Origin of the sequence: Streptomyces tsukubensis, assembly GCF_003932715.1 — a bacterium.
In the GTDB taxonomy this organism is placed as follows: domain Bacteria; phylum Actinomycetota; class Actinomycetes; order Streptomycetales; family Streptomycetaceae; genus Streptomyces; species Streptomyces tsukubensis.
In genome coordinates this window covers 3,154,208-3,176,849 of sequence record NZ_CP020700.1, presented here as the reverse complement: position 1 = coordinate 3,176,849, position 22,642 = coordinate 3,154,208, and the positions used below count along the sequence as shown (strand labels likewise).

Below are 22,642 nucleotides of genomic sequence, written 5' to 3'. Positions count from 1 at the left end.
GCGACGACGGGACCCGTGCCCCGCCCCCGTACCGCCGCACCGGACCCCGGCACCCCCGCGCCCCCGCGTCCCTCCTGCCGCCCTGTCAGCCCTCCCGGGGCTGCCGGTAGGCGAGCTGGACCTGACGGGGACGGTCGCGGCGGCCGGTGAGGGTCCCGCGGCCCGGGGGCTGCCGGGACAGCCGGACCGAGCCGAAGAGGGACCCCTCGGAACGGTCGCCCGAGAGCATCAGCGCGGGCGCGCCCTGATCGCGCAGATACTGGAGCAGCGGCTCGTACAGCGCCCGGCCCGCCCCCGCCGAACTCCGGCACAGCACCAGGCGCAGGCCGACGTCCCGGGCGAACGGCAGATGTTCGAGGAGCGGGTAGAGCGGATTGCCGGACCCGGTCGCGACAAGGTCGTAGTCGTCGACGAGCAGGAACAGATCGGGCCCGGAGTACCAGGACCGGTTCCGCAGCTCGTCCGGGGTGACGTTCGCCGTCGGCAGCCGCCGCCGCGCGAGGTCCGCGAGGGCCGCGACATGCGGCTGGAGGCCCGTCGACGGGACGTACTGCACCACGTGCTCCGGCGGCAGCTCGCCGAGGAGCGACCGCCGGTAGTCGACGACGAACAGCTGCGCCTGCGCGGGCGTGTAGCGTTCGGCGATCCGGTTCGCCAGCAGCCGCAGCAGGGACGATTTGCCGGACTGCGACTCCCCGAAGACCACCAGCCAGGGGTCGGTCTCGAAGTCGATGCCGAAGGGCTGGAGCGTCGTCCCGTCCAGACCGAGCAGGATCTCCCCGCTCGAACGGCCGGACTCGGCGGGCAGCGAACTGTCCGGCAGCAGTGCGGGCAGCACCCGCACGGGCGGCGCGGACGGGCCCGGCCACTGCAGGCCGACGGCGGCGACGAGGCGTGCCGTGGCCTCCGCGAGACCCGTATCGGGCGCGGACAGGTCGCTCAGCCTCGGTACGGCGGCCAGGAAGTGGAACGTGTCGGAGGTCAGACCGCGCCCGGGGACCCCGATCGGGACGCCCTGCGCCGCCTTCCGGGAGATCTCCGACTCGACGGGGTCGGAGAGACGCAGCTCGACCCGGGTGCCGAGACGGTCGCGGAGCGCCGGACGCACCTCCGCGTACCGGACGGCCGTCAGCAGCAGATGGATGCCGAAGGCCGGGCCGCGGGCGGCGAGGTCGGCGAGGGCCCCCTCCAGCTCCTCGTAGTCGGTTTTGAAGCCCGCCCAGCCGTCGACGATCAGGAAGACGTCGCCCCACGGCTGGTCCGGCCACCGCCCCCGGGCCCGGTCCCGGCGGTAGGCGGCCATGGACTCGATGTTCTCGGCCGCGAAGAACGCCTCGCGCTGTTCGAGGATCTCCGTCGCTTCCGCGACGGTGCGGCGTACCCGGTCCGGTTCGAGCCGGCCCGCGACACCGCCCGTATGCGGCAGCCCGCCGAGCTGCTGGAGCCCGCCGCCGCCGAAGTCGAGGCAGTAGAACTGGACCTCGGCCGGGGTGTGGGTCAGGGCGAGGGAGAGGACGACGGTCCGCAGCAGAGTGGATTTGCCGGACTGGGGCGCGCCGACGATCAGCCCGTCCCCGCCGGTGCCCGAGAAGTCGAGGACCAGCGGTTCGCGGCGCTGCTGGTCGGGCCGGTCGACCAGCCCGACCGGGACCCGCAGCCGGCCCAGGGCGGCGTAGCGCGGGGGGTGCAGACCGCGCTCCGGTGTGGTCTCCAGCTGCGGCAGCAGGACGTCGAGGGAGACCGGATCGCCGAGCGGCGGCAGCCAGACCTGGTGCGCGGGCGGCCCCTGCCCGGCGGTGCGGCGGACCAGCACATCCAGCAGGCTGTCGCCGAAGGCGGCGGGTGCGCCGGGGGCGGCGGAGCCGGGATGCTCTCCGGGCGTACCGTCGGGGGTATCGGCATCGGTTCGGATCAGGGCCCCGATATGAGCAGCGGCAGTGGTTCCGGCGGCAATGATCCCGGCAGCGATTGCAGCTCCGGCGGCGTCCCGGTGGTCGGGCACCGCGTCCCCGGACTCCTGCGGCGGTACGGAGGGCGTGCCCCCGGGCGCCGCCCCCACCGGCATCTCCTGCGGCATCTCCTGCGGCATCTCCTGCGGTACCTGCCATGCGGACCCCGGCTGCGGAATCACCGGGGGACCGGCCCCGAAACCCACCTCGGTGTCCGCCTCTTCCTCCGGTTCCGACCGCGCGGGTACGGCGGTCACCGGGGCCTCCGGATGCTCCGGAAGCTCCGGGAGGGAGGTCCGGGCCTGCGGAGCGGAGACGTACGCCGCCCGGAAACGGACCGTCCGGCCGTCGCCGTACTGCAGATAACCGGAGCCCGGCAGCGCCGGCAGATGGTAGGCGTCCGGCACTCCGATCACCCGCCGGGACTCCGCCGATGAGAAGGTGCGCAGGCCGATCCGGTACGAGAGGTACGTGTCCAGACCGCGCAGCCTCCCTTCGTCCAACCGGTGCGAAGCCAGCAGCAGATGCACCCCGAGGGAGCCCCCGACCCGGGCGATCATGACGAGGAGTTCGAGGAAGTCGGGCCGTACGGAGATCAGTTCGGAGACCTCGTCGACGACGACCAGCAGCGAGGGCAGCGGGGCCAGCGGCGCACCGGCGGCGCGCACCTCCTCGTAGCCCTCGGCGCTGGTGTACCCCGCGCTCTGCAGCAGCTCCTGACGGCGCCGGAGTTCGCCGCCGAGGGCTCCGCTCATCCGGTCCACCAGGGCCGGATCCTCCGAGAGACCGGTGATGAGGGCCGACAGATGCGGCAGCCGTTCCGTACCGGCGAAGGTCGCCCGGCCCTTGAAGTCGGCGAGGACGAAGTTCAGGGCGCGGGGGGAGTGGGTGACGGCGAGCCCCAGGACGAGGGTGCGCAGCAGCTCGGACTTCCCGGAGCCGGTCGCGCCGATGCAGAGGCCGTGCGGTCCCGTCCCGCCCTGCGCGGACTCCTTCAGGTCGAGCAGCACGGGCCGGCCGTCCTCGCCGACCCCGATCGGCACCCGGAGCCGGTCCTGCGGGGTCCGGGGCGACCAGGCGGCGTCCGCGTCGAACGCTTCGGCGTCCTCGATGCCGTACAGCTCGGTGAAGGGGATGTCGGTACGCGGCGGGGCCGCCGCACCCGGCTGTACGCCCAGCCAGCGCTCCCGCATCCGCCGGATCGTCTCGGCCAGCGAACGGCGGGCCTCCGCGGCGCCGGAGACCTCTTCCAGATGGGGTACGGCCACCTGGAACCGCCGCCGGTGCGACAGGCCCCAGCCGATGCCGAGACCGCCGGAGAGGACGGTGTCGATCTGGGATTCGGCCGGATCGTCGAGGGGCATTTCGACCCGGGTGCCGAGGAGGCCCAGCAGGCTGGGGCCGAAATCGGACCAGCGGCGGGCGGAGGCGATGAGATGGACGCCGTAGTTGAGGCCCGCGTTGGTGATCCGGTGCACCTCCTGGGCGAAGTCCGCCATCTCCCAGTCGAAGTCCAGCCAGCCGTCGACGACGAGGAAGACGTCGCTGCCGCCGTCGTACGGAAGCCGGCCCGCGGCCCGCAGTTCGCGGAACTCCTCGACGGAGTCGATGCCGAGATCGCGGAAGAGGGCCCGGCGGATGGCGACGGCGTCCTTGACCGCGGTGAGGACCCGACCGACGGCCTCGTGCTCATGGGCCGCGGCCAGCTCCTTCACATGCGGCATCGACCGCAGCACCCCGAGCCGGTTGACGGCCCCCTCCAGCAGGTAGAACTCGGCCTCGTGCGGGGTGTGGGTCAGCGTCAGCGACATCGTCAGGGACCGCAGCAGCGTGGTCTTCCCGCTGCCGAGCCGGCCGATGACGGCGACGTTCCCGCTGCGGCTGGAGAGGTCCAGACAGGTGAGGTCCCCGCCGGAGGCCGCGGGGGTCCGGCCGATCGGCACCAGCAGCCGGGACGCGCCCTCCCACGCATCGCAGATGAACCCCCGGTCGGGGGTGTCGACGGGCGGCGGCAGCAGGGAGCCCAGCACCAGCTGGTCCCGCTTCGCGCTCTGCCGGGGCAGCCCCGTGGCCGGATCGGCGGGGGCCGCGTAGGCGATGGCGACATGGCCCTCGTACTGCCCGGACTTGGTGGGCGTCTGCTCCGGGCCGCTCTGGTTGGCGACCGCGTCGTGGACATAGGTGTACAGCTCGTCGGGGGTGATCACGCCGTCGCGGTCGAGATCGGCGTAGCCGGTGCCGAGGCCCTCGTTGAGGGCGGCCGTGAAACGGGACACGGGCCGCGCGTTGTCCATCGTGAGCTGCTCGCCCTCGTAGGCGTACTCCAGCGCCGTCGAAGCGGTGATGACGAAGGTGCCGCGGCCGACGAGCGCAGCCTCGACGTCGACGGGCGCCGGGGACATCGGGGTGGCCCGGTGGAACAGCCCGCTGTAGCAGCAGTCGAGCAGCACGATCTTGGTGCGGGCCTCGCACTCGTCGAGCAGCTGATGGATGAGGTCGGCCCGGACGGCGGTGGTGTGCGGACGGTTGAGATCCGTCCCGATGGTCGCGAAGAACAGCCGGTCGGTGTCGTTCCGAATGCCGTGGCAGGCGAGGTAGAGCAGGACGAGATCGCCCGGAGCACGATGGCTCAGCAGGGCTTCGATCTCGCGTTCGATCTCCTCCTTGGGGCGGTTGGTGAGCGTACGGACGAAATCGAAGCGGCCCACCGCCTCGTCCTTCAGCAGGGCCGCCAGCTCGTCGGCGCCACGGGCGGGCGACCGGAGCTGGTTGAGCCCCGGGTCGACGTACCCGTCAGTTGCGACCAGCAGTGCGATCCGGCGCCCCGCCATCCCCGCCATCCCCGTTGTTCCCGCCGTCCCCGCCGTCCGGCTCGCCCCCCGCGGCGATCCGGGCCGCCACCACGTCGACCAGCCTGCTCTGGTCCTTCGCGGACAGCGCCCGGAACTCCCCGCTGTTCCCCTCGAACTCCCACTTCACGGCCCGCGCCCTGGACCGCTGGAGATAGGCCGTCAGCACATTGCTGAGGGCCTTGAGCCCGGCGGCCGACAGCGCACCACTGACGACCAGCGCCCCGATCTCGTACCCGGCGGAGGCCATCGACCCCTCCGGGGCGGGCGTCTCCTTACGGGCCACGCTGTACCGCCCGAACGCCCGCAAGTCCTTGTACAACGACCTGACCTGACGCTCCACCTGCTCCGCCGACGCCTCGTCCCCGGCGTCCACGCGCAGTACCAGCTCGTACACCCTGCCTCCCCAAACCGCGCAAGCGACCCACAGCCGACGGCTGATCGTATAGCGCACCTCCGGGCCGTGTCCGGCCTCGGCCGCGGACATCCGCGACGCACCCGTGGCCCGGCGGCGGTCGGCGCGGCCGGGCCCGCGAAGTCCCCCCGCCGGGCGAACACCACCTTGTGCTCAGACCAGACCGGCCAGCGCTTCGATCGCGGCCCTGGCCCACTCCTGCGCCCCCACCGCCACACCGGCCACCACACCGGTCGCGACCGGCGCCAGTGATCCGTCCAGCCTGCCGAGGGCGCTGCGGAGCCTGCCCTCCTCGGGGGCATCCGCCCCGGTGATCTCCGCGAGGACGCCCCGGGCGGCCGCTTCGGTCTCGGCCCGCTCGGTCTCGCCGAGCCCCGCCCGGGGCAGCTCCCCGAGGAGGTTGCCGACGACCGAGGCGAGTTCCTCGTAGCCGGGGGCGACAGCGGTGTTGTGCTGCTGGTTCTGGGTGACGGTCCCGTTGTTCCAGGCGAACTGGTTCCCCGAGGAACCGGCATTGAAGACCGGGCCGTGGTAGTTGTTGACGCCCTGCGCATCGCTCATGAGGAAGAACCGCCTTCGTTCCGCTGCTGTTGATCGACCCGGCCGTTCTGCCAGGCCAGCTGGATCCCATGGGCCTCGGCGTGGAAGACCGGCCCGTGGTAGTTGTTCACGGTCGCCGGACTGCCGCCCAGCGCATCCGGGGGCCGCTCGACGATCCGCAGCGATGTGCTCAGCCCGTCGAGGGCGATCCCGCCGTGGTGGACGACGGCGACACCGCGCTCCCCCGTCACGGAACACTCCGCCAGCCGTGCCGAGCAGGTGTCCTGGAAGACCGCTCCCGCGGCCGCGCAGTCGTCGAACACGGCGTTCACGACGTCGAGATGGGCGGAGCCCCGCCCGACGAGACCCGCCCCCTCCGAACCGTTGACCCTGAGGTTCCGGGCGACCAGCCGCGCCTTGTCCATGACACCGACCCCGCCGCCGTCCGTCGCCTCGGCCGCACAGTCGTACAGGAACAGCTGGGCGGAGTCCCCGGCGCAGAAGCCGACCGTACCGCCGTGCGCGGAGACGTTCCGCAGCGTGGCCCAGGACTCGCCCTGGGCCGTCGCTGCGGCAAACGAGGAACCGCGGAACGTCCCGCCGACGACCTCGGCCGTGGTGCCGCCGTCCCCCGCGGTCTCCAGCCCACCCGGGCAGTCCTCCGTCTCGACGTCCTCGAACACGGCCCGGGAACTGCCCATGACGCGCAGCGCGGGACCGGCCGTGTCCCGGACCCGGATCCGGGTGAAGCGGCCCCGGGCCGCCTCGGTGACGGCGATGCCGGTCTTGCCCCCGGTGATACGGCAGCCGTAGACCTCGGGGGCGCCGCCGAGGGTGGAGAACACCGCGACATTGCCCGCGCCGGAGACCTCGCACTCCTCGAACCTGCCCCGGCCCGGGCCCTGGACGTTGATTCCGGTGTCACGGCACTCGGTGAACACACAGCCGCGCACCAGCGGGTCCGCGCCGCCGAGGACCGCGATTCCGTGCTGTGCGTCGACGACGCGCGTATCGGTGACGGAGCCCCGGGACTGCTCGATGAAGAGCACCCCTTCCTCCTGGACGCTCGTGATCGAACAGCCGGTCACCACCAGCTCGCCCTGCGCGTCCGCCACCACGGCCGCCTTCCCGGTGCGCGTCAGCTCGCACCCGGTGATCTCCGCCCGCGCCCCGCTCACCCGGATCCCGTGGATCAGGCTGCCGCCGATCCAGCTGTCCCGGACCGCGATCCGGGCGCCTTCGATCGCCCCGACCGCATTGTCGGCGGCGTCGGCGAACCGGCACCGCTCGACGAGGCCGCCCGAGCCGGTGAAGAGCACCCGCCCCTGGCGGAACGTACTGCTCCGCAGGATGACGGAGGTCCCGGGCCGCGCATGGACACCGACCCCGTCGACCGCCCGGACCTCGCACTGCTCCATCAGCAGCGTGCCCGCGTGACAGGTGACGACATCGGCGTTCCGCCCGGTGAAAGTGAGCCCGTGCACCCGGACCGCCCCGGCGGCGTCCAGCACGATGCCGTGTCCCGTGCCCACCACGACGGACCCCGGAGCCCCGGCCGCGACCAGCTGGACATCGCCCCGGACGGTGAGAGCTTCCCCGTACGGCCCCGGCGCGATCTCCACCACCGCCGGCCGCCGCTGCCGCGCCGCGGCGGCAAGCGCGGACGACACGGTGGGGTGGGCGCGGCGGCCACCACGCTGCGAGACGACGTACCTGGCGACCATCAACATCCCCCGTGCATGGCCCACTCGGAGCCGCCGATGCTACCGGAGCGCCCCGACCGGGCCCGGTCCCCGACCGCCCCGCCAGGTGCTCTGCTCCATCACCAGTGGTGATCTCCCGACTCTCGTCGGCAAGGGACGGCCCGCCCATGGTCTTGGGTCGGATGCCCCGCGGTGCTCCGGGGTGGCCTTGCTCTGCGTCACACGCTTGCGCCATGCAATTGGAGGTATATACCGTTGATTGCATGACGGAGCGGTGGCAGGTCGAGATCGAACCCGAGGTACGGGATTGGCTGGAGTTACTTCCGTTCCGCCTCTACCGGCGAGTGGAGGACAAGACGGACCGTCTCCTGGACGAGCCGACCACGCTTGGCGAGCCGTACTCGCGTCATCTGGGCGGCAAGCTGCGTGAACTGCGGTTCGAGCTGGACGGCGAGGCCGTGCGCATCCCGTACTGGCTGGCCCCCGGGCAGCGGATCGTTCTGCTGACGGTGTTCCGTAAGACGAGGATGCGTGAGGCGGCGGAGGTCGAGCGGGCGCATCAGGCCCAGAAGGTCTGCGAGGCCGAGCACGGCCGTGCCGAGCACACCTACGATCGGCACAAGGAGAGCTGATGAACCACAGCACGTGGAGAACGCGCCGGGCCCGGCAGCTTGCGGGTGAGGCGGTGGAGTACGACCAGGAGTACGTCGACGCGCGGCTGGCCGGCGATCTCGGGCAGGCGGTCCATGACCGTCGGGTCGAGCTCGGTCTGTCGCAGGCCGAACTGGCCGAGCGGGCCGGGATGACACAGCCGCAGGTGTCCCGGATGGAAGGCGGCGACACCGTCCCTACCCTCCCGCTGCTGCGACGCCTGGCCAAGGCTCTCGACGGCACTCTGAACCTGGCCATTGACGAGGGTGACTCCCGCGTCACCTTCACTCCGCACGCGGCCTGAGGGCGAGCCCCGGTTCCGCCGGGACATCACCGAACCGAGCCGGTGCGAGCAGTCGACAGCTTGAGGCGCGGGTCCAGCCGACCCTGGCGCACATACGAGGGCCCTCCCGTCCCATGGACAGAAGGGCCTCTCGCCTGCTTTTCCGCTGTGCCCCCGGCAGGATTCGAACCTGCGACACCCGCTTTAGGAGAGCGGTGCTCTATCCCCTGAGCTACGAAGGCGGGGCGGGACGGCCGGCCGGAAGGTCCGGCAGTCCTGGCTGGTGCGGGGCGTGGAGACCCGTACCGCCGCCGACAGTGTAGCGGGTGGTGGATCACCGTGGTGATGCCGTGCGGGCGGGGGTGGGTTGACGTGCGCGGGAGGCGGGCCTAGCGTCCGCGCCGGAAGGGCGAGGCCGGGAGTGGAGGGGTTGCGGTGCGGGGTGCGGGGCTTGTGGCGGGTGGGGGGCCGTTCGAGGTGGTCAGAGGGGAGAGCGGGGCGCTCGAATACGTGAATGCTCCCCGGACCCTCGTCGACTTCGTCGAAGCCACCTGGGCCCACGGCGACCGGCCGTTCCTGGTCGCCGAGGAGGTGGTCTGGAGCTACCGGGAGTTCTTCGCGGCCGCCACCGCGCTCGCCCGGCGGTTCACCGAGGAGTACGGGCTGGCGCCCGGCGAGCGGGCCGCGGTGCTCATGCGGAACCGGCCCGAGTGGCAGGTCGCCTTCTGGGCCGCCCAGTTCGCCGGGCTGGTGGCCGTGCCCCTGAACGCCTGGTGGACCGAGGGCGAGCTGGCGTACGTCCTCGACGACTGCACCCCGGCCGTGCTGCTGGTCGAGGGGGAGCGGTGGCAGACGGTACGCGGGTGGGCGCGGCGGCACGGGGCGCGGGCCGTCGTGTTCGACGGGGACGCGGAGGAGGGGGTCGAGCGGTACGAGGACTTCCCCGCCCCCGATCCGTACGGTGCGCCGCCCGCCGTGGAGGTACGGCCCGAGGACGATGCGACGATCATCTACACCTCGGGCACCACGGGCCGCCCCAAGGGTGCCGTCGCCACCCAGCTCGCGCAGGCCGGGGCCGCCGTCCATCCCCGGTTCCATGCCGCCGTGGCCGCCCTCGCCCGGGGGCAGGTGCCCGGCACCGGGCCGGCGCCCGTCGCCCTGATGACGTACCCCTTCTTCCACGTCGCCGCCTTCACACACCTCTACGCGGTGATGGCCGCAGGCGGCACGGTCGTCCTGATGCCCAAATGGGACGCCGACACCGCGGTCCGGCTCATCGACCGGCACCGGATCACCCACTGGTCCGGGGTGCCCGCGACCGCCCTCCAGCTCCTCGACGCCGCCGAGCGCGCCGGGAACCCGCTGGCCACGCTCACCCAGCTGTCGACCGGCGGGGCCGCGCCGCCGCCCGCGCTGACGGCCCGGCTGGGCGAGCGGTACGGGGCCCGGGTCGAGCCCCGTACCGGCTACGGGCTCACCGAGACCAGCGGCGGTGTGCTCGCCCACTTCGGCGACGCCTACCGCGCCGACCCCGCCGCCGCCGGGATTCCGGCGCCCGCCGTCGAGGTACGGACGGACGAACACGGCGAGCTGCTGCTGCGCGGCCAGTCGCTGATCCGCGGCTACTGGCGGGACGAGGCCGCCACGGCCGCCGCGTTCACGCCCGACGGCTGGTTCCGGACCGGTGATCTCGCGGTGATGGGCGACGACGGGCGGATCGCGGTCGTCGACCGGATCAAGGACATCGTCGTCCGCGGCGGCGAGAACGTGTACTGCGCCGAGGTGGAAGGCGTGCTCCACGACCATCCGGCGGTGGCCGACGCGGCCGTCGTCGGCGTACCGCATCCCGTACTGGGGGAGGAGGTCGCGGCCGTCGTACGCCTCAGGCCCGGCGCCGCGCTGACCGGCGGGGCCCTGCGGGAGCACGCGGCGGCCCGGCTCGCGGCGTACAAGGTGCCCGCGCACGTGGTGTTCGGGGACGTACCGCGCGGTGCCACCGGCAAGATCGCCAAACGGGAGCTGCGGGAGTCGGCGGGGGTGGTGCGGCTGGGCGTCAGGAGCGGGTGACGCGGACCGTGTAGACGTCCTTCTCCTCCGACACCACCGCGATCTCCACCCCGTTCTTGCGGTCCTTGAAGGTCTGGCCCGGCCGGTACGGCGCGTCCGACAGTTCGGCGTGCACATTCGGACGCTTGGTGCAGCCCCCGCTGTCGGCATGGCTGTCGGAGACCGTCACCGGGCCCTGACCGGTGTCGACATCCGCCTGTACGCGGTAGATCAGCACGCCCGGGCGGCAGACGGCGTCGTCGTTGCCCTCCTGGGTACGGACCTCGACCGCGTACCCCGTATCGGCGGAGACCGGCACCAGCGTCATCTTCGCGCCGCCGGAGACCGCGAGGGGCGTCAGGCGGTACTCGGCGGTGCCCGGCGAGGCCGCACAGTGGATCTGCTCCGGGTCCAGCCAGCCCAGCTTCCACTTGTGCCAGCCGAGCAGGTCGTTGTTGGCCCCCCAGTCCTCGGACATGATGTCCCAGTGCCCGACCGTGCCGCCGCCGTCGACGGTGTAGAGGTCGGGCAGCCCGAAGACATGGCCGTTCTCATGGGGCAGCACCCGGAACCCGGTCTCCGCGTACGAGCCGGAGCCGTCGTCCTGGCGGCTGTAGACGAACGACGTGTTCGCGAGGGGTACGCCGTCCGCGATGGGCGCGTCCGGGTTTCCGGAGAACGTCACCGACAGCACCGTGTCCAGCGCCGAAGGGCCCGCGTTGGGCGTCACCAATATGTTGACCAGGTCGTAGGTGCTGAAGTCGACCTGCGGGTCAGCGACCTTCACAACGTCCTCGACGAGATCGCGGTAGGCCGGTTCGTACGGTGAGCCGCGCTCTATCCCGTACGCGCTGAACGGCAGCGGCATCCGCAGCCAGCCCGTCACCGGGGCCTGGGGGAGGTAGTCGAGACGGCCGTACGAACTGGTCCTGAACCAGTCCGAGGTCTGCGGGAAGAACTCCCCGAGGCGGTCCATCGCCGTGCCCTCCCCGACCGCGTCCGGGAAGTCGATCATGAGGTTGAGGGCGCGGACCTGGCCGGTGGAGGGGGAGTAGCCGGGCGGGGTCGGCAGACCCTCGGACATCTGGATACCGAGGGCGGCCGGCAGATGGCAGGGGCCGAGACCGCTCGCGTCGGGGGCGGCGGCCGGGCCCGCGGACGCCCGGCTGGGCGCGGGGATCGGGTCGCTGGCCGTGGTGAGCGCGGCGATGGCGATGGCGAGTACGGCGGCGATACCGCCGATCCGGCGCGGGTGGGCGCGGCCCGTGACCCGTACCAGACGGCCCGTCCTGAGGCGTCTGCGGCCGGTGGCGGCGGCCGGCGAGAGAAGCGAGTCCGTGATCCGGATACGTCCCGTGGACCAGGGCTGCCGACCGGACGGCCGACTTGACGTCGGGTCCGGCGTCGGGTCCGGCGTCGGGCCGGTCTTCCGGCTGGATATCCGGCTGGTCGGGCGTATCCGGCGGCGCTCGTGGTGCATGGGCCCAGCCTCCGGCGGGCGCCTGCGCGACGCTCGCGGAGCGGGGCCGTTGGAGGGAGGCCGCCCCTCGCCGTCCGGGGCGGGCGCGGGCGCTGCCCGAGGCGCGTCGGCAGGAGCAGTCGGCGGGGCTGCCCGGAGGAGCGCCGGAGATGACACAGGTCACATCCGATCCGGGAAATAAGCGGGGACGGTCTCCCCGTTTGCACTCAGTGCCGCAGGAAAACGGGGAACCGGTCCCCACTTCCGGCGGAACGGACATCCGGGGACCGCCCGGGGATTCGTCCGGGGCGATCGGTCGCCTCGTACGGATGCGACGGACGCGACGGAAGACGCCGGAAGGCGACGGACAGGGAGTGGGATCGTGTGCATGGCCGCCGGTACCGCCGACGGGGAGGCTCCTGTGGAGGCCGCCCCGCCGGGCTGTGCCCATGTTGCTCCGAGCCGGGCGCCGCGCACCCGGCCCAGGGCGGATGCCCAGCGGAACCGCGAACGGATCGTCCGGACCGCCCGGGATATGTTCACGGCCATCGGTCCCGAGGTATCGTTCGACGAGATCGCCCGTGGCGCGGGTGTCGGCAATGCCACGCTCTACCGCCACTTCCCCGATCGCGCCTCCCTGGTGCACGAGGTCGTCCTCTCGGTCCTGGACCGCACCTGTGAGCTGGCGGTTCGGGCTGCTGCCGAGGAGAGCGACCCCTTCGACGCCGTCCGCCGGTTCGCGCACGGCGCGGCCGACGAACGGACCGGGGCGCTCTGCCCGATGATCCGGGAGACCTTCGACCGGGACCATCCCGAGCTGGTCGTCCGGCGGACCCGCCTGGAGGCGGAGATGTCGGCCCTGATCGAACGGGCCCAGTCGGCCGGCCGGATGCGCCGCGACGTCGGCGCCGGGGATCTCATGGTGGTCATCGGCCAGTTCACCCGCCCCCTGCCGGGCGCGAGCCGTGACAGCAGCGAACGCTTCGTCCACCGCCATCTCCAGCTCTTCCTGGACGGTGTCGAGGCCCCGGCCCGCTCCGAACTCCCCGGCAGACCAGCCACCTTGGAGGATTTGCGCAACCACTGACCCCACCCGCCCCCCAGAGCCCACCGACCGCAAGCCCGTACAGACCGCACCGACTTCGACCGGACGAGCCCGACAGCCCGAGCCCGTACGACCCGATCCGATCCGTACCTGTGAACCGACCTGACCCGTACGGACCGAGCCGAGCCGTGCGAACCGTTCCGCCGACGCCGACCGACCGGACCGACCGGACCTGCTGATCAACCGACCGGTACCGGGCCGGGCCGCCGCGCAGACCGTCCGCCCTTTTTCACCCTTGGTGAACCCTTCGCACTCCTAGGTGGCCCCAGCCATGTCAAAAACCGACCGCACTCTTCCCGACACCGCCCTCGCGGATACCGGCCCTGCCGGTGCCGATCCGGCGCGGTGGAAGGCGCTCGTCTTCATCGCGCTCGCCCAGCTGATGGTCGTCCTCGACGCCACCATCGTGAACATCGCCCTGCCCACCGCCCAGGAGGACCTGGGCATTTCCGATGGCAACCGCCAGTGGGTCATCACGGCCTACGCGCTCGCCTTCGGCGGACTCCTCCTCTTCGGCGGCCGGATCGCCGACCTGTGGGGCCGGCAGCGGACGTTCATCGTCGGCCTCATCGGTTTCGCCGTGGCCTCCGCGCTCGGCGGTGCCGCCACCGGCGAGGCGATGATGCTGGGTTCCCGGGCCCTCCAGGGCGCCTTCGGCGCGCTCCTCGCGCCCGCCGCGCTGTCGCTGCTCGCCGTGATGTTCACCGATGCCAAGGAGCGCGCCAAGGCCTTCGGTATCTACGGTGCGATCGCCGGTGGGGGTGGCGCCGTCGGTCTGATCCTCGGCGGCTTCCTCACCGAGTACCTGGACTGGCGCTGGACGTTCTACGTCAACATCCCCTTCGCGGTCGTCGCGGCCGTCGGTGCCTATCTGGTGATCCGGGAGCCCGCGGGCGCCCGTAACCGCTCCGCGCTGGACGTCCCCGGTGTCATCCTCTCCACCCTCGGTCTGGTGGCGCTGGTCTACGGCTTCGCCCGCGCCGAGCACTCCGGCTGGTCGGACGGTCTGACCATCGGCATGTTCGTCGCGTCCGTGGTGCTGCTGGGCGCCTTCGTCGTCACCGAGTCCAAGGTCAAGGCGCCGCTGCTGCCGCTGCGGGTGCTGACCGAACGCAACCGCGGCGGGGTGTACCTCTCCCTTGGTCTCGCGATCATCGCGATGTTCGGCCTGTTCCTCTTCCTGACGATCTACCTCCAGGTCGTCGAGGGATACTCGCCGGTCAAGACCGGATTCGCCTTTATGCCGATGATCGTCGGCATGATCGTGGGCTCCACCCAGATCGGTACCCGTCTGATGACGCGCCTCCCGGCGCGCTGGCTGATGGGCCCCGGCTTCCTGGTCGCCGCGGTGGGCATGCTGCTGCTGACCCAGCTGGAGATCGGCAGCTCGTACACCGCACTGATCCTGCCCGCGCAGCTGCTGCTCGGTCTGGGCATGGGTACGGCGTTCATGCCCGCGATGGCACTCGCCACCCACGGGGTCCGGCCGACGGACGCCGGAGTCGCCTCCGCGATGGTCAACACCTCCCAGCAGGTCGGCGGCGCCATCGGTACGGCTCTGCTCAACACCATCGCGGCCTCGGCCACCACCTCGTTCATCACCGACCGCGCGGCCGGGGCGACCAATCCCCAGCTGCTCCAGTTCCAGGGCATGGTCCACGGCTTCACCACCGCGATCTGGTGGGCGGTCGCCATCCTGGTCGTCGCCGCCACGATCGCCCTGGTGATGATCAACGCGGGCAAGCCGGGAGCGGACGGGGCCGGTGCCGCGTCCGGCGGCGAGGGCGCGGACGCCGAGGTGAAGATTCCCGTCATCGCTCACTGAGCCGGGCGGGGGCGTTCAACCCCCGGCCCCAAGGGCCCCCAAGGGCCCCCAAGGGCTCAGCGGGCTCCGGGCACGGCCCGGAGGCCTCGCGGCCGGACGGCCGCGGAACCACCGCGGGTGCACCGCCTGCTCCACCGGGGAGAGCGGGCGGTGACGCGGAGGGCGGAGGGCCCCGCCGGAGAGATCCGGCGGGGCCCTTCCGCATATCCGGGCCGGGGAGCCGAGGGGCTCAGCGCAGCCAGGGCAGGTCGGCGCCCGAGTCCGAGGGCTGGAGGCCGTCCGCGATGATCAGCATGATCTCGCCGAGCTGCTCGACCTGCTCGGGCGACAGCCGGTCGAACATCGCCTGGCGTACCGCGTCGACATGGCCGGGCGCGGCCTCCTCCAGCACCGCGTACCCCTCGTCCGTCAGCACCGCGTTCTGGCCGCGTTTGTCGGAGGGGCAGTCCTCGCGCCGTACCCAGCCCTTCTGCTCCAGCCGGGCGACGGCGTGCGAGAGGCGCGAGCGGGTGATCTTGGCGTCGATCGCCAGATCGGTCATCCGCTTGCGGCGGTGCGGCGCCTGCGAGAGCTGGACCAGCAGTCCGTAGTAGATATGCGGCATCCCCGCATCGCGCTGCAACTGGCGGTCGAGGTGGTCGTCGAAGAGGGTGGTGGCATGGAGATAGGCGCGCCAGACGCGCTGTTCGTCATCGCTGAGCCAGCGCGGCACCCGGCCGCCTCCGCTCGTGACTCCGCCCCCGCCTTCGCCTGCGTCTTCGGCGACGGGCGCCGTGGATGCCGTGTTCATACCTCTACTCTACGACCCATTCTTGAAAGTTGAACTAAATCGGGTTTAGGGTAGCCGGTAGCTTGAACTTTCAAGTGGATCGGAGCCTCCCCCATGACCACCGTCACCGGCCCGTCCGGCACACCCCCGGCGGGACGCATGCCCGCGATCTACCTCTCCCACGGCGCGCCCCCACTCGCCGACGACCCCGTCTGGCCCGGCCAGCTCGCCGCCTGGTCGGCCGGGCTGCCCCGGCCCACGGCGATCCTGGTCGTCTCCGCCCACTGGGAAGAGGCGCCCCTCGCCCTCGGCGCCACCACGACCGTGCCGCTGGTGTACGACTTCTGGGGCTTCCCCGAGCGCTACTACGGCGTCCGGTACGCGGCCCCCGGTGCGCCCGCCCTCGCTGAATCCGTACGGAAACTGCTGCGCCGGGCCGGTACGCCGGTCCAGGACGTGCCGGACCGGGGGCTCGACCACGGCGCCTACGTACCGCTGGTCGAGATGTATCCGGACGCCGCAATTCCGGTCCTCCAGGTGTCGATGCCCACGCTCGACCCGCAGCGGCTGATGGAGATCGGGCGCAGGCTCGCACCGCTCCGCGACGAGGGCGTGCTGATCGTCGGCAGCGGATTCTTCACCCACAACCTCGCCGCCCTCCGGCACGACGGCATCCCGGGCTGGTCCGTCGAGTTCGACGACTGGGGGCGGGAGGCGCTCGCCGCCGCCGATGTCGACGCGCTGCTCGACTTCGAGCACGCCGCGCCGGCCGGGCGGCTCGCCCACCCCCGTACGGAACACTTCGCACCGCTGTTCGTCGCCCTCGGCGCGTCGGAGGGCGAGCTGGACCGGGGGCGCAGTGTGATCGACGGCTTCTGGTGGGGGCTCGCCAAAAGGTCCCTGCAGTTCGGCTGAGCCGAAGCGGGTGGGGGTGCGGGTGGGGGTGCCGGTGCGGGCTTACAGGAACGGCTCGTTCAGCTCGACGGAGCGGACCGCGGCCGTCAGCGCCCCGGCGTCCCCGATGTCCAGCGCCGTGTCCGTGAACTTGACGGTGTGGTCGTCGCCGTGGGCCGCGGCGGCCTCGAAGATCTCCTCCGGCGTCCGGTCCGCGGCCGTACCCTCCCACGGCGCCAGCCCCGCGGGCACGTACACGGCGGTCACGGCCGCCGACGCCGCCCACGCCGCCCCCAGGCTCGGCGCCCACAGCTCCCGGGGGAGCGCGGGCAGCGTCCGCAGTACGGCATTGGGCGCGGTCGCCGCGTGGACCAGCATCACCGGCTCGGCGTGGCCGTGGGTCGCGTACCGGTGCACCGCCGCGGTCACCAGCTCGCGCAGCCGCGCCTCCGCCTCCTCCGGGGAGGCGGGAGCGCCCGCCCAGCCGGGAAGTTCGGTCAGCTGTGCCAGCCGCGACACGATGCCGCCGGACTGGTCCGGTACGGGCGCGACCGCGCCGAGCGCCGCGGTCGCCGCCGCGGGGGAGTCAGTGAACCGCAGGACGTCCGGCAGCGGGGCGTGGCGCGCCGTCCAGTAGCCGAGGGCGTGCGCGAACTCCGTGAGCCGGGGCGCGGTCTCCTCGGTCGTCAGCAGCGTCCGTACGGCGTGACCCACCCGGATCACAGGGTGCGTGGCACCCCCCGCGATGCCCGGCAGCAGCCGGGGCCACCACTCGGCCAGTACCTCGCGCCACGGCCGCTCCGCGGTCTCCCGCTCGAAGTGGAGCGCCCAGTCCGCGATGCGGCGGGGGTCGCCGAGGGCTTCGCGCCAGGTGCCGGCGGTGATCGGGGCGTAAGGGGCCGGCATCTCCTCCAGGTTGTCGCGGTAGCGGTCCAGCCAGCGGTGGACCGTGGCGGAGCTGCCGTGGTGGACCAGGGCCTCGACGGCCATCGGGGCGTGATTGCTGAGCCAGCCGTTGCGCTCGGGGCCGGAGACATGGATGCGTCCGAGGGCCTCGTCGAGGATGCCGGTGGTGTCGGCGGTACCCGTGTCGGTGATGCCCGTGGGCGTGGTCCGACCGCTGGCGACGGGGTGGTCGTCGTCCGGGGCGGGGGAGGTTCCGGGAGGCTGGGTCGTCATGGTCCGGACCCTAGGCGGGGCCTCGCGGGGGCCGTAACGGGCCGTGGCCCCACTCGGCCCCCGCCTTCGGTCCTACGTCTCCGGGCGCGGCAGGGCCGCCCGGCGGGTGCAGGGGGCCGGGGTCAGGCCGTGCCGGGGCCGAGGTGCTTCTCGTACCAGGTGATGTCCCAGTAGCGGCCGAACTTCCGGCCCGCCTCCGTGTACGTCCCCACGGGGCGGAATCCGAAGCGGGTGTGGAGCCGCTCCGACGCCGCGTTCGGCTGGGTTATCCCGGCGTACGCCCGGTGGACGTCCTCGCCCTCCAGCTCCTTGAACAGCTGCTCGTACAGCGCCGTGCCCACGCCCTTGCCGCCCGCGTCGGGGGCGCAGTAGATGCTGACCTCGACCGAGGTCGCGTACGCGGCCTTGGGCCGCAGCGGGCTGGTGGTGACATAGCCGAGCAGGGCCTCTCCGGCGTCCCGGGCAACCAGAAGACGGTGAGGGCCGTCTTCAGGGTGGGAGCGCAACCACGGAAGCCGCTCCTCGGTGGTGAAGGGAGCGGTGTCGAACGTGATGGGTGTCTCCACGACATAGTGGTTGTAGAGCGCGGTCAGCTCCGCGAGATCACCCTCCCTACCCGCTCTGACCTGCAGCTCTGTTGGCTTCCGCCCGGAGCGGATCATGCAACCTCCTCATGTGGCCGGACAGGGTACTGCAAGATCATAAAAAATGCCGGGCCCCACGGGAATTCTGTCCGGATTGCAATCGTTGATTCCATCGGAAGCAGGGCACCCGGAAGGGTGTCGCGACCTACTCAGCAAGGGAGCTCGCATGGCCACCCGTGCCGTCGCCCGTCGCCAGTCCGAGACCAAGGGGACCACTGGCCGGGCCAGCAGCGCTCGCGCCTCCGGCGGAGAAATCGCCGACCGCGACCTGGTCGGCATGTATCTCGACGAAATCGCGCGTACGCCGCTGCTCGACGCGGCCCGCGAAGTCGAGCTGTCCCAGACCATCGAGGCCGGGGTCTACGCCCGGCAGATCCTCGACGGCGAGGTGGAGGGCGAGGCGGGCGGAGCCGGGCGCGAGGAGCTGGAGGCGCTGGCCGCCGCGGGCGAGCGGGCGAAGGACGAGTTCATCCGCTCCAATCTCCGGCTGGTCGTCGCCGTCGCCCGCCGCTATCCGCGCAGCGGACTGCCGCTGCTCGACCTCATCCAGGAGGGGAACGCGGGCCTGGTCCGCGCGGTCGAGAAGTTCGACTACGCGAAGGGCTTCAAGTTCTCCACCTATGCGACGTGGTGGATCCGCCAGGCCATCACCCGCTCCATAGCCGACCAGTCGCGCACCATCCGGCTCCCCGTCCACCTGGTGGAGGAGCTGGGCCGGATCCGCCGGGTGCAGCGCGAATTCAACCGGGAGAAGGGCCGGGAGCCCGAGGCCGCCGAGATCGCGCAGGAGCTGGGGTCCACCCCCGAGCGCGTCACCGACGTCCTGGACTGGGCCCGCGACCCCGTCAGCCTGAACATGGCCGTGGACGACGCCGGGGAGACCCAGTTCGGTGATCTGCTGGAGGACACCTCCGCGATCTCGCCGGAGCAGTCCGTGCTGACGCTGCTGCGCAGCGAAGGCCTCGACGATCTGATCGGACAGCTCGACCAGCGCACCGCCTCCATCATCCGGATGCGGTACGGAATCGTCGACGGCCGGGAGCGCACCCTGACCGAGGTCGGCAAGGAGCACGGCCTGACGCGGGAGCGCATCCGCCAGATCGAAAAGCACGCGCTGGTGGAGCTGAAGCGCATGGCGCGGGACACGGGCTTCGACGAGGCGGCGTAGGCCGTACCGGCGTAGCGGACCGGGGCGGCGGCCGGTCATCCGGACGCCGTACCACCGCCCGTACCAACGCCCGACCGGCGGCGCGTCCCGTGGGCGGGACCCCGCCACCCGGGGCCGAACAGGCCCCCACCGAGCGGACCCCGAGGCCCTCCCCCCGGCCTCGGGGTCCTTCCCTGCGCGGGTCCCCACGGGTCCTGTCCGCGCCCGCCGGTGCTTGCCGGCGCCGGTCCGTGCTGTGTCGTGCTGTGCCGGTCCTTTCCCGCGTCTGCGCTTTCCGTGCCTGCGCTTTCCCGCGCCGCGCCGTGTCGTGCCCGCGCCGTGCCGTGCCGCGCGGGCCCGTCGGCGTACCGTCCCGGCGCGGGCTTCCCCTCAGACCGCCGTGGACCGCGTCAGACGGGCGCCGAGATCCCTCGCGTACTCCACCAGCTCGACCGGCGCACGGACGGTGAACTCGCAGTCCACCAGGGCCAGCCGTACCGCCAGCCACTCCACCGAGTCCGTGGAGCGGTGCCGCAGCCGGCAGCTCGTGTCCCCGGTCGGTACCGGCGCCCCCAGATGCGCCGGCAGCCGGGCCGCCACGAACTCCGCCGGTGCCTCGAACTCCACCTCCACGTCGTACTCGTTCCGCGACCGCCTCGACATCGTCGCCTTCAGCAACTCCGCCCCACTGCCCATCGGCAGCTCCCGGACCTCGAACCGCGCCCCCGTCGCAAACGGCTCCGACACCCGGTCCACCCGGAAGGTCCGCCAGTCCTCCCGGCCCAGGTCGTACGCCACCAGATACCAGCGCCACCCGGTCGACACCAGCCGATACGGCTCCACCAGCCGCTTCGTCTCCGCACCGTCCCCGGCGCGATAGCCGAAGCGCAGCTTCTCCCGCCCGCTCACCGCACCCGCGATCACGGTCAGCGTCCGCGGGTCGATCGTCGCCCCGTCGCCGCGGACCAGCGGGATCGTCGCGTTCTGCAGGGCCGACACCCGGTGCCGCAGCCGGTTCGGCAGCACCTGCTCCAGCTTGGCCAGAGCCCGTACGGACGCCTCCTCGACGCCCTCGATGGCATGCCCCGCCCCCGCCCGCAGCCCCACCGCGATCGCCACCGCCTCCTCGTCGTCGAGCAGCAGCGGAGGCATCGCCGCCCCCGCGACCAGCCGGTATCCACCGACCGCACCCTTCGTGGCCTCCACCGGATAGCCCAGATCCCGCAGCCGGTCGATATCCCGGCGGATGGTCCGGGTGCTCACCGAGAGCCGGTCGGCCAGCTCGCTGCCCGGCCACTCGCGCGGCGTCTGGAGGAGGGAGAGAAGATTCAACAGGCGTACTGGAGTGTCCGTCATGTTTCCCAGGATGACCCCAACTAGGACTGCTTTTGTCCTAGTGGCCTCCTACTGTCCTTACATGACCTCAAAGCCAGCCCAGAGCAGTGCACCGGAGTCCCCGGCCGACGAGTCCGACGGCCTCTCCGGTCCCACCGCCGGTGAGAACGCCGCCGGAGGAGAGGCCGACCGGCGCCGCTGGATCGCCCTCGCCGTGATCATGACGGCCGCGTTCATGGACCTCGTCGATGTCACCATCGTCAATATCGCGATCCCCAGCATCGAGCGGACCATCGACGCGTCCTTCGGCGCCATCCAGTGGATCACCGCCGGATACGCTCTGGCCTTCGCGGCCGGTCTGATCACGGGCGGTCGGCTCGGCGACATCTACGGCCGCAAGCGCCTCTTCCTCATCGGCATCAGCGGATTCACCGTCGCCTCCGCGCTCTGCGGTCTGGCCGCCAACCCGGAGATGCTCATCGCGGCCCGGCTGTTCCAGGGCGCCATGGCGGCCCTGATGGTCCCCCAGGTGCTCTCCATCGTCCACGCCACCTTCCCGGCCCATGAACGCGGCAAGGTCTTCGGACTCTTCGGCGCCATCGTCGGACTCGGCGCGGTCTCCGGACCGCTCCTCGGCGCCCTGCTCACCCAGTGGAACCTCTTCGGCCTCGAATGGCGCCCGATCTTCCTGATCAACCTGCCCGTCGGCATCGCCGGGCTGATCCTGGGCCGCAAGTACATCACCGAGTCCAAGGCACCGAAGGCGCTCCGGCTCGACTTCGTCGGCGTCGTCCTGGTCACCACCGCCATGCTGATGCTGGTCTATCCGCTGACCCGCGGCCATGAGCTGGACTGGCCCGTCTGGGGCTACGTCTGCATGGCCGGCAGCCTGCCGGTCTTCGGAGCCCTGGTGGCCTACGAGCGGTACAAGGCCCGCAAGGACGGCTCACCGCTGATCGAACTCTCCCTCTTCTCGGTCAAGTCCTTCGCCGCCGGAATCTCGGTCCAGCTCGTCTTCGGCCTCGCCCTCGGTGTCTTCTTCCTGGTCTGGACGATCTATATGCAGACCGGTCTGGGCTGGAGCGCGCTGCGCGCCGGGCTGACGGGCGTCCCGTTCTCGATAGCCGTCTCGGTCGCGGCGGGGATCTCGGTCCAGAAGCTGGTACCGAAGTACGGCCGCAAGGTCCTCCAGGCCGGTGCGCTGACGATGATCGCCGGACTTCTGCTCTACATCTGGGAGGCCGACCGCTACGGCACCGCCATCACCACCTGGCAGATGATCGCCCCGCTGGTCCTGATGGGCGCCGGAATGGGCCTGATCGTGGCCCCGCTGACCGACGCGATCCTGTCCGGCGTACCGCGCGAGCACGCCGGATCCGCGTCCGGGCTGATCAGCACCGTGCAGCAGATGGGCACCGCCCTCGGACTCGGACTGGTCGCCGTCGTCTTCTTCGGCGCCATCGACGAGGAGCGGCTCACCCCGAGCACCACCGGAACCGCCTTCTCGGACGCCTTCCAGGGGTCGCTGTGGTGGATCGTCGCGGTCCTGGGCGTGATCTTCCTGCTGATGTTCGCGCTGCCCGCCCGCCCGGCCCAGCATCTGGAGGGCGGCGGCGGCGAACTCCCCGGCGAGCCGCGGGACACGGCCACCGGAGCCGGGGCGGAGGAGAACGCCGGGGACCCGCAGGCCGCTGCGAACACCGAGAAGGTCAGGGAAACCGCGCTGACCCCCTGAAGCAGCAGTCCTCGGGGCAGTAGTCCTTGAGGGCACTGGCAGCAACAGAACGAACCGAGGGCCCCGGGAGACACACCCCGGGGCCCTCGGCCCTTGCCTGCACCGGGACGGGAT

17 protein-coding genes and 1 tRNA gene are annotated in these 22,642 nt (G+C 72.0%); 8 read left to right on the top strand and 10 right to left on the bottom strand.

From position 1 onward, the window contains the following. Positions 1–85: 85 nt before the first annotated feature. The 4 genes from eccCb to B7R87_RS12325 all read right to left on the bottom strand — a co-directional run bounded on the left by eccCb (position 86) and on the right by B7R87_RS12325 (position 7,477). A complete protein-coding gene (eccCb, locus tag B7R87_RS12340) occupies positions 86–4,789 on the bottom strand; it encodes a type VII secretion protein EccCb (RefSeq protein ID WP_006706045.1) in 4,704 nt (1,567 codons plus the stop codon). Further along, the gene (locus B7R87_RS12335; RefSeq protein ID WP_233168822.1) at positions 4,743–5,195 is read right to left on the bottom strand and encodes a hypothetical protein; all 453 of its coding nucleotides are present in this window, start codon (positions 5,193–5,195) and stop codon (positions 4,743–4,745) included. Before B7R87_RS12335 ends, eccCb begins: the two co-directional genes overlap by 47 nt. 171 nt (positions 5,196–5,366) lie before the next feature. Beyond that, a complete protein-coding gene (locus tag B7R87_RS12330; protein WP_006706048.1) occupies positions 5,367–5,774 on the bottom strand; it encodes a hypothetical protein in 408 nt (135 codons plus the stop codon). Then, positions 5,771–7,477 carry a right-handed parallel beta-helix repeat-containing protein gene (locus B7R87_RS12325; protein ID WP_006706050.1) on the bottom strand — a complete coding sequence of 569 codons (1,707 nt, stop codon included), beginning with the start codon at positions 7,475–7,477 and terminating at the stop codon, positions 5,771–5,773. The genes B7R87_RS12330 and B7R87_RS12325 overlap by 4 nt, the downstream gene beginning before the upstream one ends. Positions 7,478–7,719: 242 nt before the next feature. Here B7R87_RS12325 and B7R87_RS12320 point away from each other — a divergent pair, with 242 nt between their 5' ends. Together B7R87_RS12320 and B7R87_RS12315 are read left to right on the top strand one after the other, a co-directional pair. Then, positions 7,720–8,088, top strand: a complete 369-nt coding sequence (locus tag B7R87_RS12320; protein ID WP_006706051.1) for a type II toxin-antitoxin system RelE/ParE family toxin — start codon at positions 7,720–7,722, stop codon at positions 8,086–8,088. Beyond that, positions 8,088–8,411, top strand: a complete 324-nt coding sequence (locus tag B7R87_RS12315) for a helix-turn-helix domain-containing protein (protein WP_006706052.1) — start codon at positions 8,088–8,090, stop codon at positions 8,409–8,411. Before B7R87_RS12320 ends, B7R87_RS12315 begins: the two co-directional genes overlap by 1 nt. A 148-nt stretch (positions 8,412–8,559) precedes the next feature. Here B7R87_RS12315 and B7R87_RS12310 read toward each other — a convergent pair. Further along, positions 8,560–8,632 (bottom strand) — tRNA-Arg (locus B7R87_RS12310). A 211-nt stretch (positions 8,633–8,843) separates the two neighbouring features. On the opposite strand from B7R87_RS12310, the gene B7R87_RS12305 reads away from it, so the two are divergent. Further along, a complete protein-coding gene (locus B7R87_RS12305; RefSeq protein WP_391116597.1) occupies positions 8,844–10,457 on the top strand; it encodes a class I adenylate-forming enzyme family protein in 1,614 nt (537 codons plus the stop codon). On the opposite strand, the gene B7R87_RS12300 is transcribed toward B7R87_RS12305, so the two are convergent. Then, a complete protein-coding gene (locus tag B7R87_RS12300; protein ID WP_006706054.1) occupies positions 10,444–11,916 on the bottom strand; it encodes a M6 family metalloprotease domain-containing protein in 1,473 nt (490 codons plus the stop codon). The genes B7R87_RS12305 and B7R87_RS12300 overlap by 14 nt on opposite strands. A gap of 367 nt (positions 11,917–12,283) precedes the next feature. Between B7R87_RS12300 and B7R87_RS12295 the strand changes: the two genes are divergently transcribed. After that, complete coding sequence (locus B7R87_RS12295; RefSeq protein ID WP_006706055.1) at positions 12,284–12,982, top strand: TetR/AcrR family transcriptional regulator; 699 nt, start codon at positions 12,284–12,286, stop codon at positions 12,980–12,982. Positions 12,983–13,271: 289 nt separating this feature from the next. Then, complete coding sequence (locus B7R87_RS12290) at positions 13,272–14,825, top strand: MFS transporter (RefSeq protein ID WP_006706057.1); 1,554 nt, start codon at positions 13,272–13,274, stop codon at positions 14,823–14,825. Between the two features lie 229 nt (positions 14,826–15,054). On the opposite strand, the gene B7R87_RS12285 is transcribed toward B7R87_RS12290, so the two are convergent. Continuing rightward, positions 15,055–15,615: a MarR family winged helix-turn-helix transcriptional regulator gene (locus B7R87_RS12285; RefSeq protein ID WP_006706059.1), complete on the bottom strand. Its 561-nt coding sequence runs from the start codon at positions 15,613–15,615 to the stop codon at positions 15,055–15,057. 93 nt (positions 15,616–15,708) lie between these two features. On the opposite strand from B7R87_RS12285, the gene B7R87_RS12280 reads away from it, so the two are divergent. Then, positions 15,709–16,509 carry a dioxygenase family protein gene (locus B7R87_RS12280; protein ID WP_006706061.1) on the top strand — a complete coding sequence of 267 codons (801 nt, stop codon included), beginning with the start codon at positions 15,709–15,711 and terminating at the stop codon, positions 16,507–16,509. Positions 16,510–16,551: 42 nt separating this feature from the next. Here B7R87_RS12280 and B7R87_RS12275 read toward each other — a convergent pair whose 3' ends face one another. Together B7R87_RS12275 and B7R87_RS12270 are read right to left on the bottom strand one after the other, a co-directional pair. Next, positions 16,552–17,667, bottom strand: a complete 1,116-nt coding sequence (locus B7R87_RS12275; protein WP_006706062.1) for a questin oxidase family protein — start codon at positions 17,665–17,667, stop codon at positions 16,552–16,554. Positions 17,668–17,789: 122 nt separating this feature from the next. Continuing rightward, positions 17,790–18,329: a GNAT family N-acetyltransferase gene (locus B7R87_RS12270; protein ID WP_006706063.1), complete on the bottom strand. Its 540-nt coding sequence runs from the start codon at positions 18,327–18,329 to the stop codon at positions 17,790–17,792. Positions 18,330–18,477: 148 nt separating this feature from the next. Here B7R87_RS12270 and B7R87_RS12265 point away from each other — a divergent pair, with 148 nt between their 5' ends. Further along, entirely contained in the window at positions 18,478–19,479 is a 1,002-nt protein-coding gene (locus B7R87_RS12265) for a sigma-70 family RNA polymerase sigma factor (protein WP_006706064.1), read from the top strand. Positions 19,480–19,848: 369 nt separating this feature from the next. Here the strand turns inward: B7R87_RS12265 and B7R87_RS12260 are convergent, their stop codons facing one another. Then, positions 19,849–20,814, bottom strand: coding sequence for a helix-turn-helix transcriptional regulator (locus B7R87_RS12260; RefSeq protein WP_040915951.1), 966 nt, complete (start codon positions 20,812–20,814; stop codon positions 19,849–19,851). Between the two features lie 61 nt (positions 20,815–20,875). On the opposite strand from B7R87_RS12260, the gene B7R87_RS12255 reads away from it, so the two are divergent. Further along, a complete protein-coding gene (locus B7R87_RS12255; protein ID WP_006706066.1) occupies positions 20,876–22,528 on the top strand; it encodes an MFS transporter in 1,653 nt (550 codons plus the stop codon). Positions 22,529–22,642: the final 114 nt, after the last annotated feature.

Bases quoted from the DNA above. Each gene is read 5' to 3' on its own strand.
- eccCb (WP_006706045.1), bottom strand. From the start codon at position 4,789: ATGGCGGGGATGGCGGGGCGCCGGATCGCACTGCTGGTCGCAACTGAC.
- B7R87_RS12330 (WP_006706048.1), bottom strand. From the start codon at position 5,774: ATGAGCGATGCGCAGGGCGTCAACAACTACCACGGCCCGGTCTTCAAT.
- B7R87_RS12325 (WP_006706050.1), bottom strand. From the start codon at position 7,477: ATGGTCGCCAGGTACGTCGTCTCGCAGCGTGGTGGCCGCCGCGCCCAC.
- B7R87_RS12320 (WP_006706051.1), top strand. From the start codon at position 7,720: ATGACGGAGCGGTGGCAGGTCGAGATCGAACCCGAGGTACGGGATTGG.
- B7R87_RS12315 (WP_006706052.1), top strand. From the start codon at position 8,088: ATGAACCACAGCACGTGGAGAACGCGCCGGGCCCGGCAGCTTGCGGGT.
- B7R87_RS12300 (WP_006706054.1), bottom strand. From the start codon at position 11,916: ATGCACCACGAGCGCCGCCGGATACGCCCGACCAGCCGGATATCCAGC.
- B7R87_RS12295 (WP_006706055.1), top strand. From the start codon at position 12,284: ATGGCCGCCGGTACCGCCGACGGGGAGGCTCCTGTGGAGGCCGCCCCG.
- B7R87_RS12290 (WP_006706057.1), top strand. From the start codon at position 13,272: ATGTCAAAAACCGACCGCACTCTTCCCGACACCGCCCTCGCGGATACC.
- B7R87_RS12285 (WP_006706059.1), bottom strand. From the start codon at position 15,615: ATGAACACGGCATCCACGGCGCCCGTCGCCGAAGACGCAGGCGAAGGC.
- B7R87_RS12280 (WP_006706061.1), top strand. From the start codon at position 15,709: ATGACCACCGTCACCGGCCCGTCCGGCACACCCCCGGCGGGACGCATG.
- B7R87_RS12275 (WP_006706062.1), bottom strand. From the start codon at position 17,667: ATGACGACCCAGCCTCCCGGAACCTCCCCCGCCCCGGACGACGACCAC.
- B7R87_RS12270 (WP_006706063.1), bottom strand. From the start codon at position 18,329: ATGATCCGCTCCGGGCGGAAGCCAACAGAGCTGCAGGTCAGAGCGGGT.
- B7R87_RS12265 (WP_006706064.1), top strand. From the start codon at position 18,478: ATGGCCACCCGTGCCGTCGCCCGTCGCCAGTCCGAGACCAAGGGGACC.
- B7R87_RS12260 (WP_040915951.1), bottom strand. From the start codon at position 20,814: ATGACGGACACTCCAGTACGCCTGTTGAATCTTCTCTCCCTCCTCCAG.
- B7R87_RS12255 (WP_006706066.1), top strand. From the start codon at position 20,876: ATGACCTCAAAGCCAGCCCAGAGCAGTGCACCGGAGTCCCCGGCCGAC.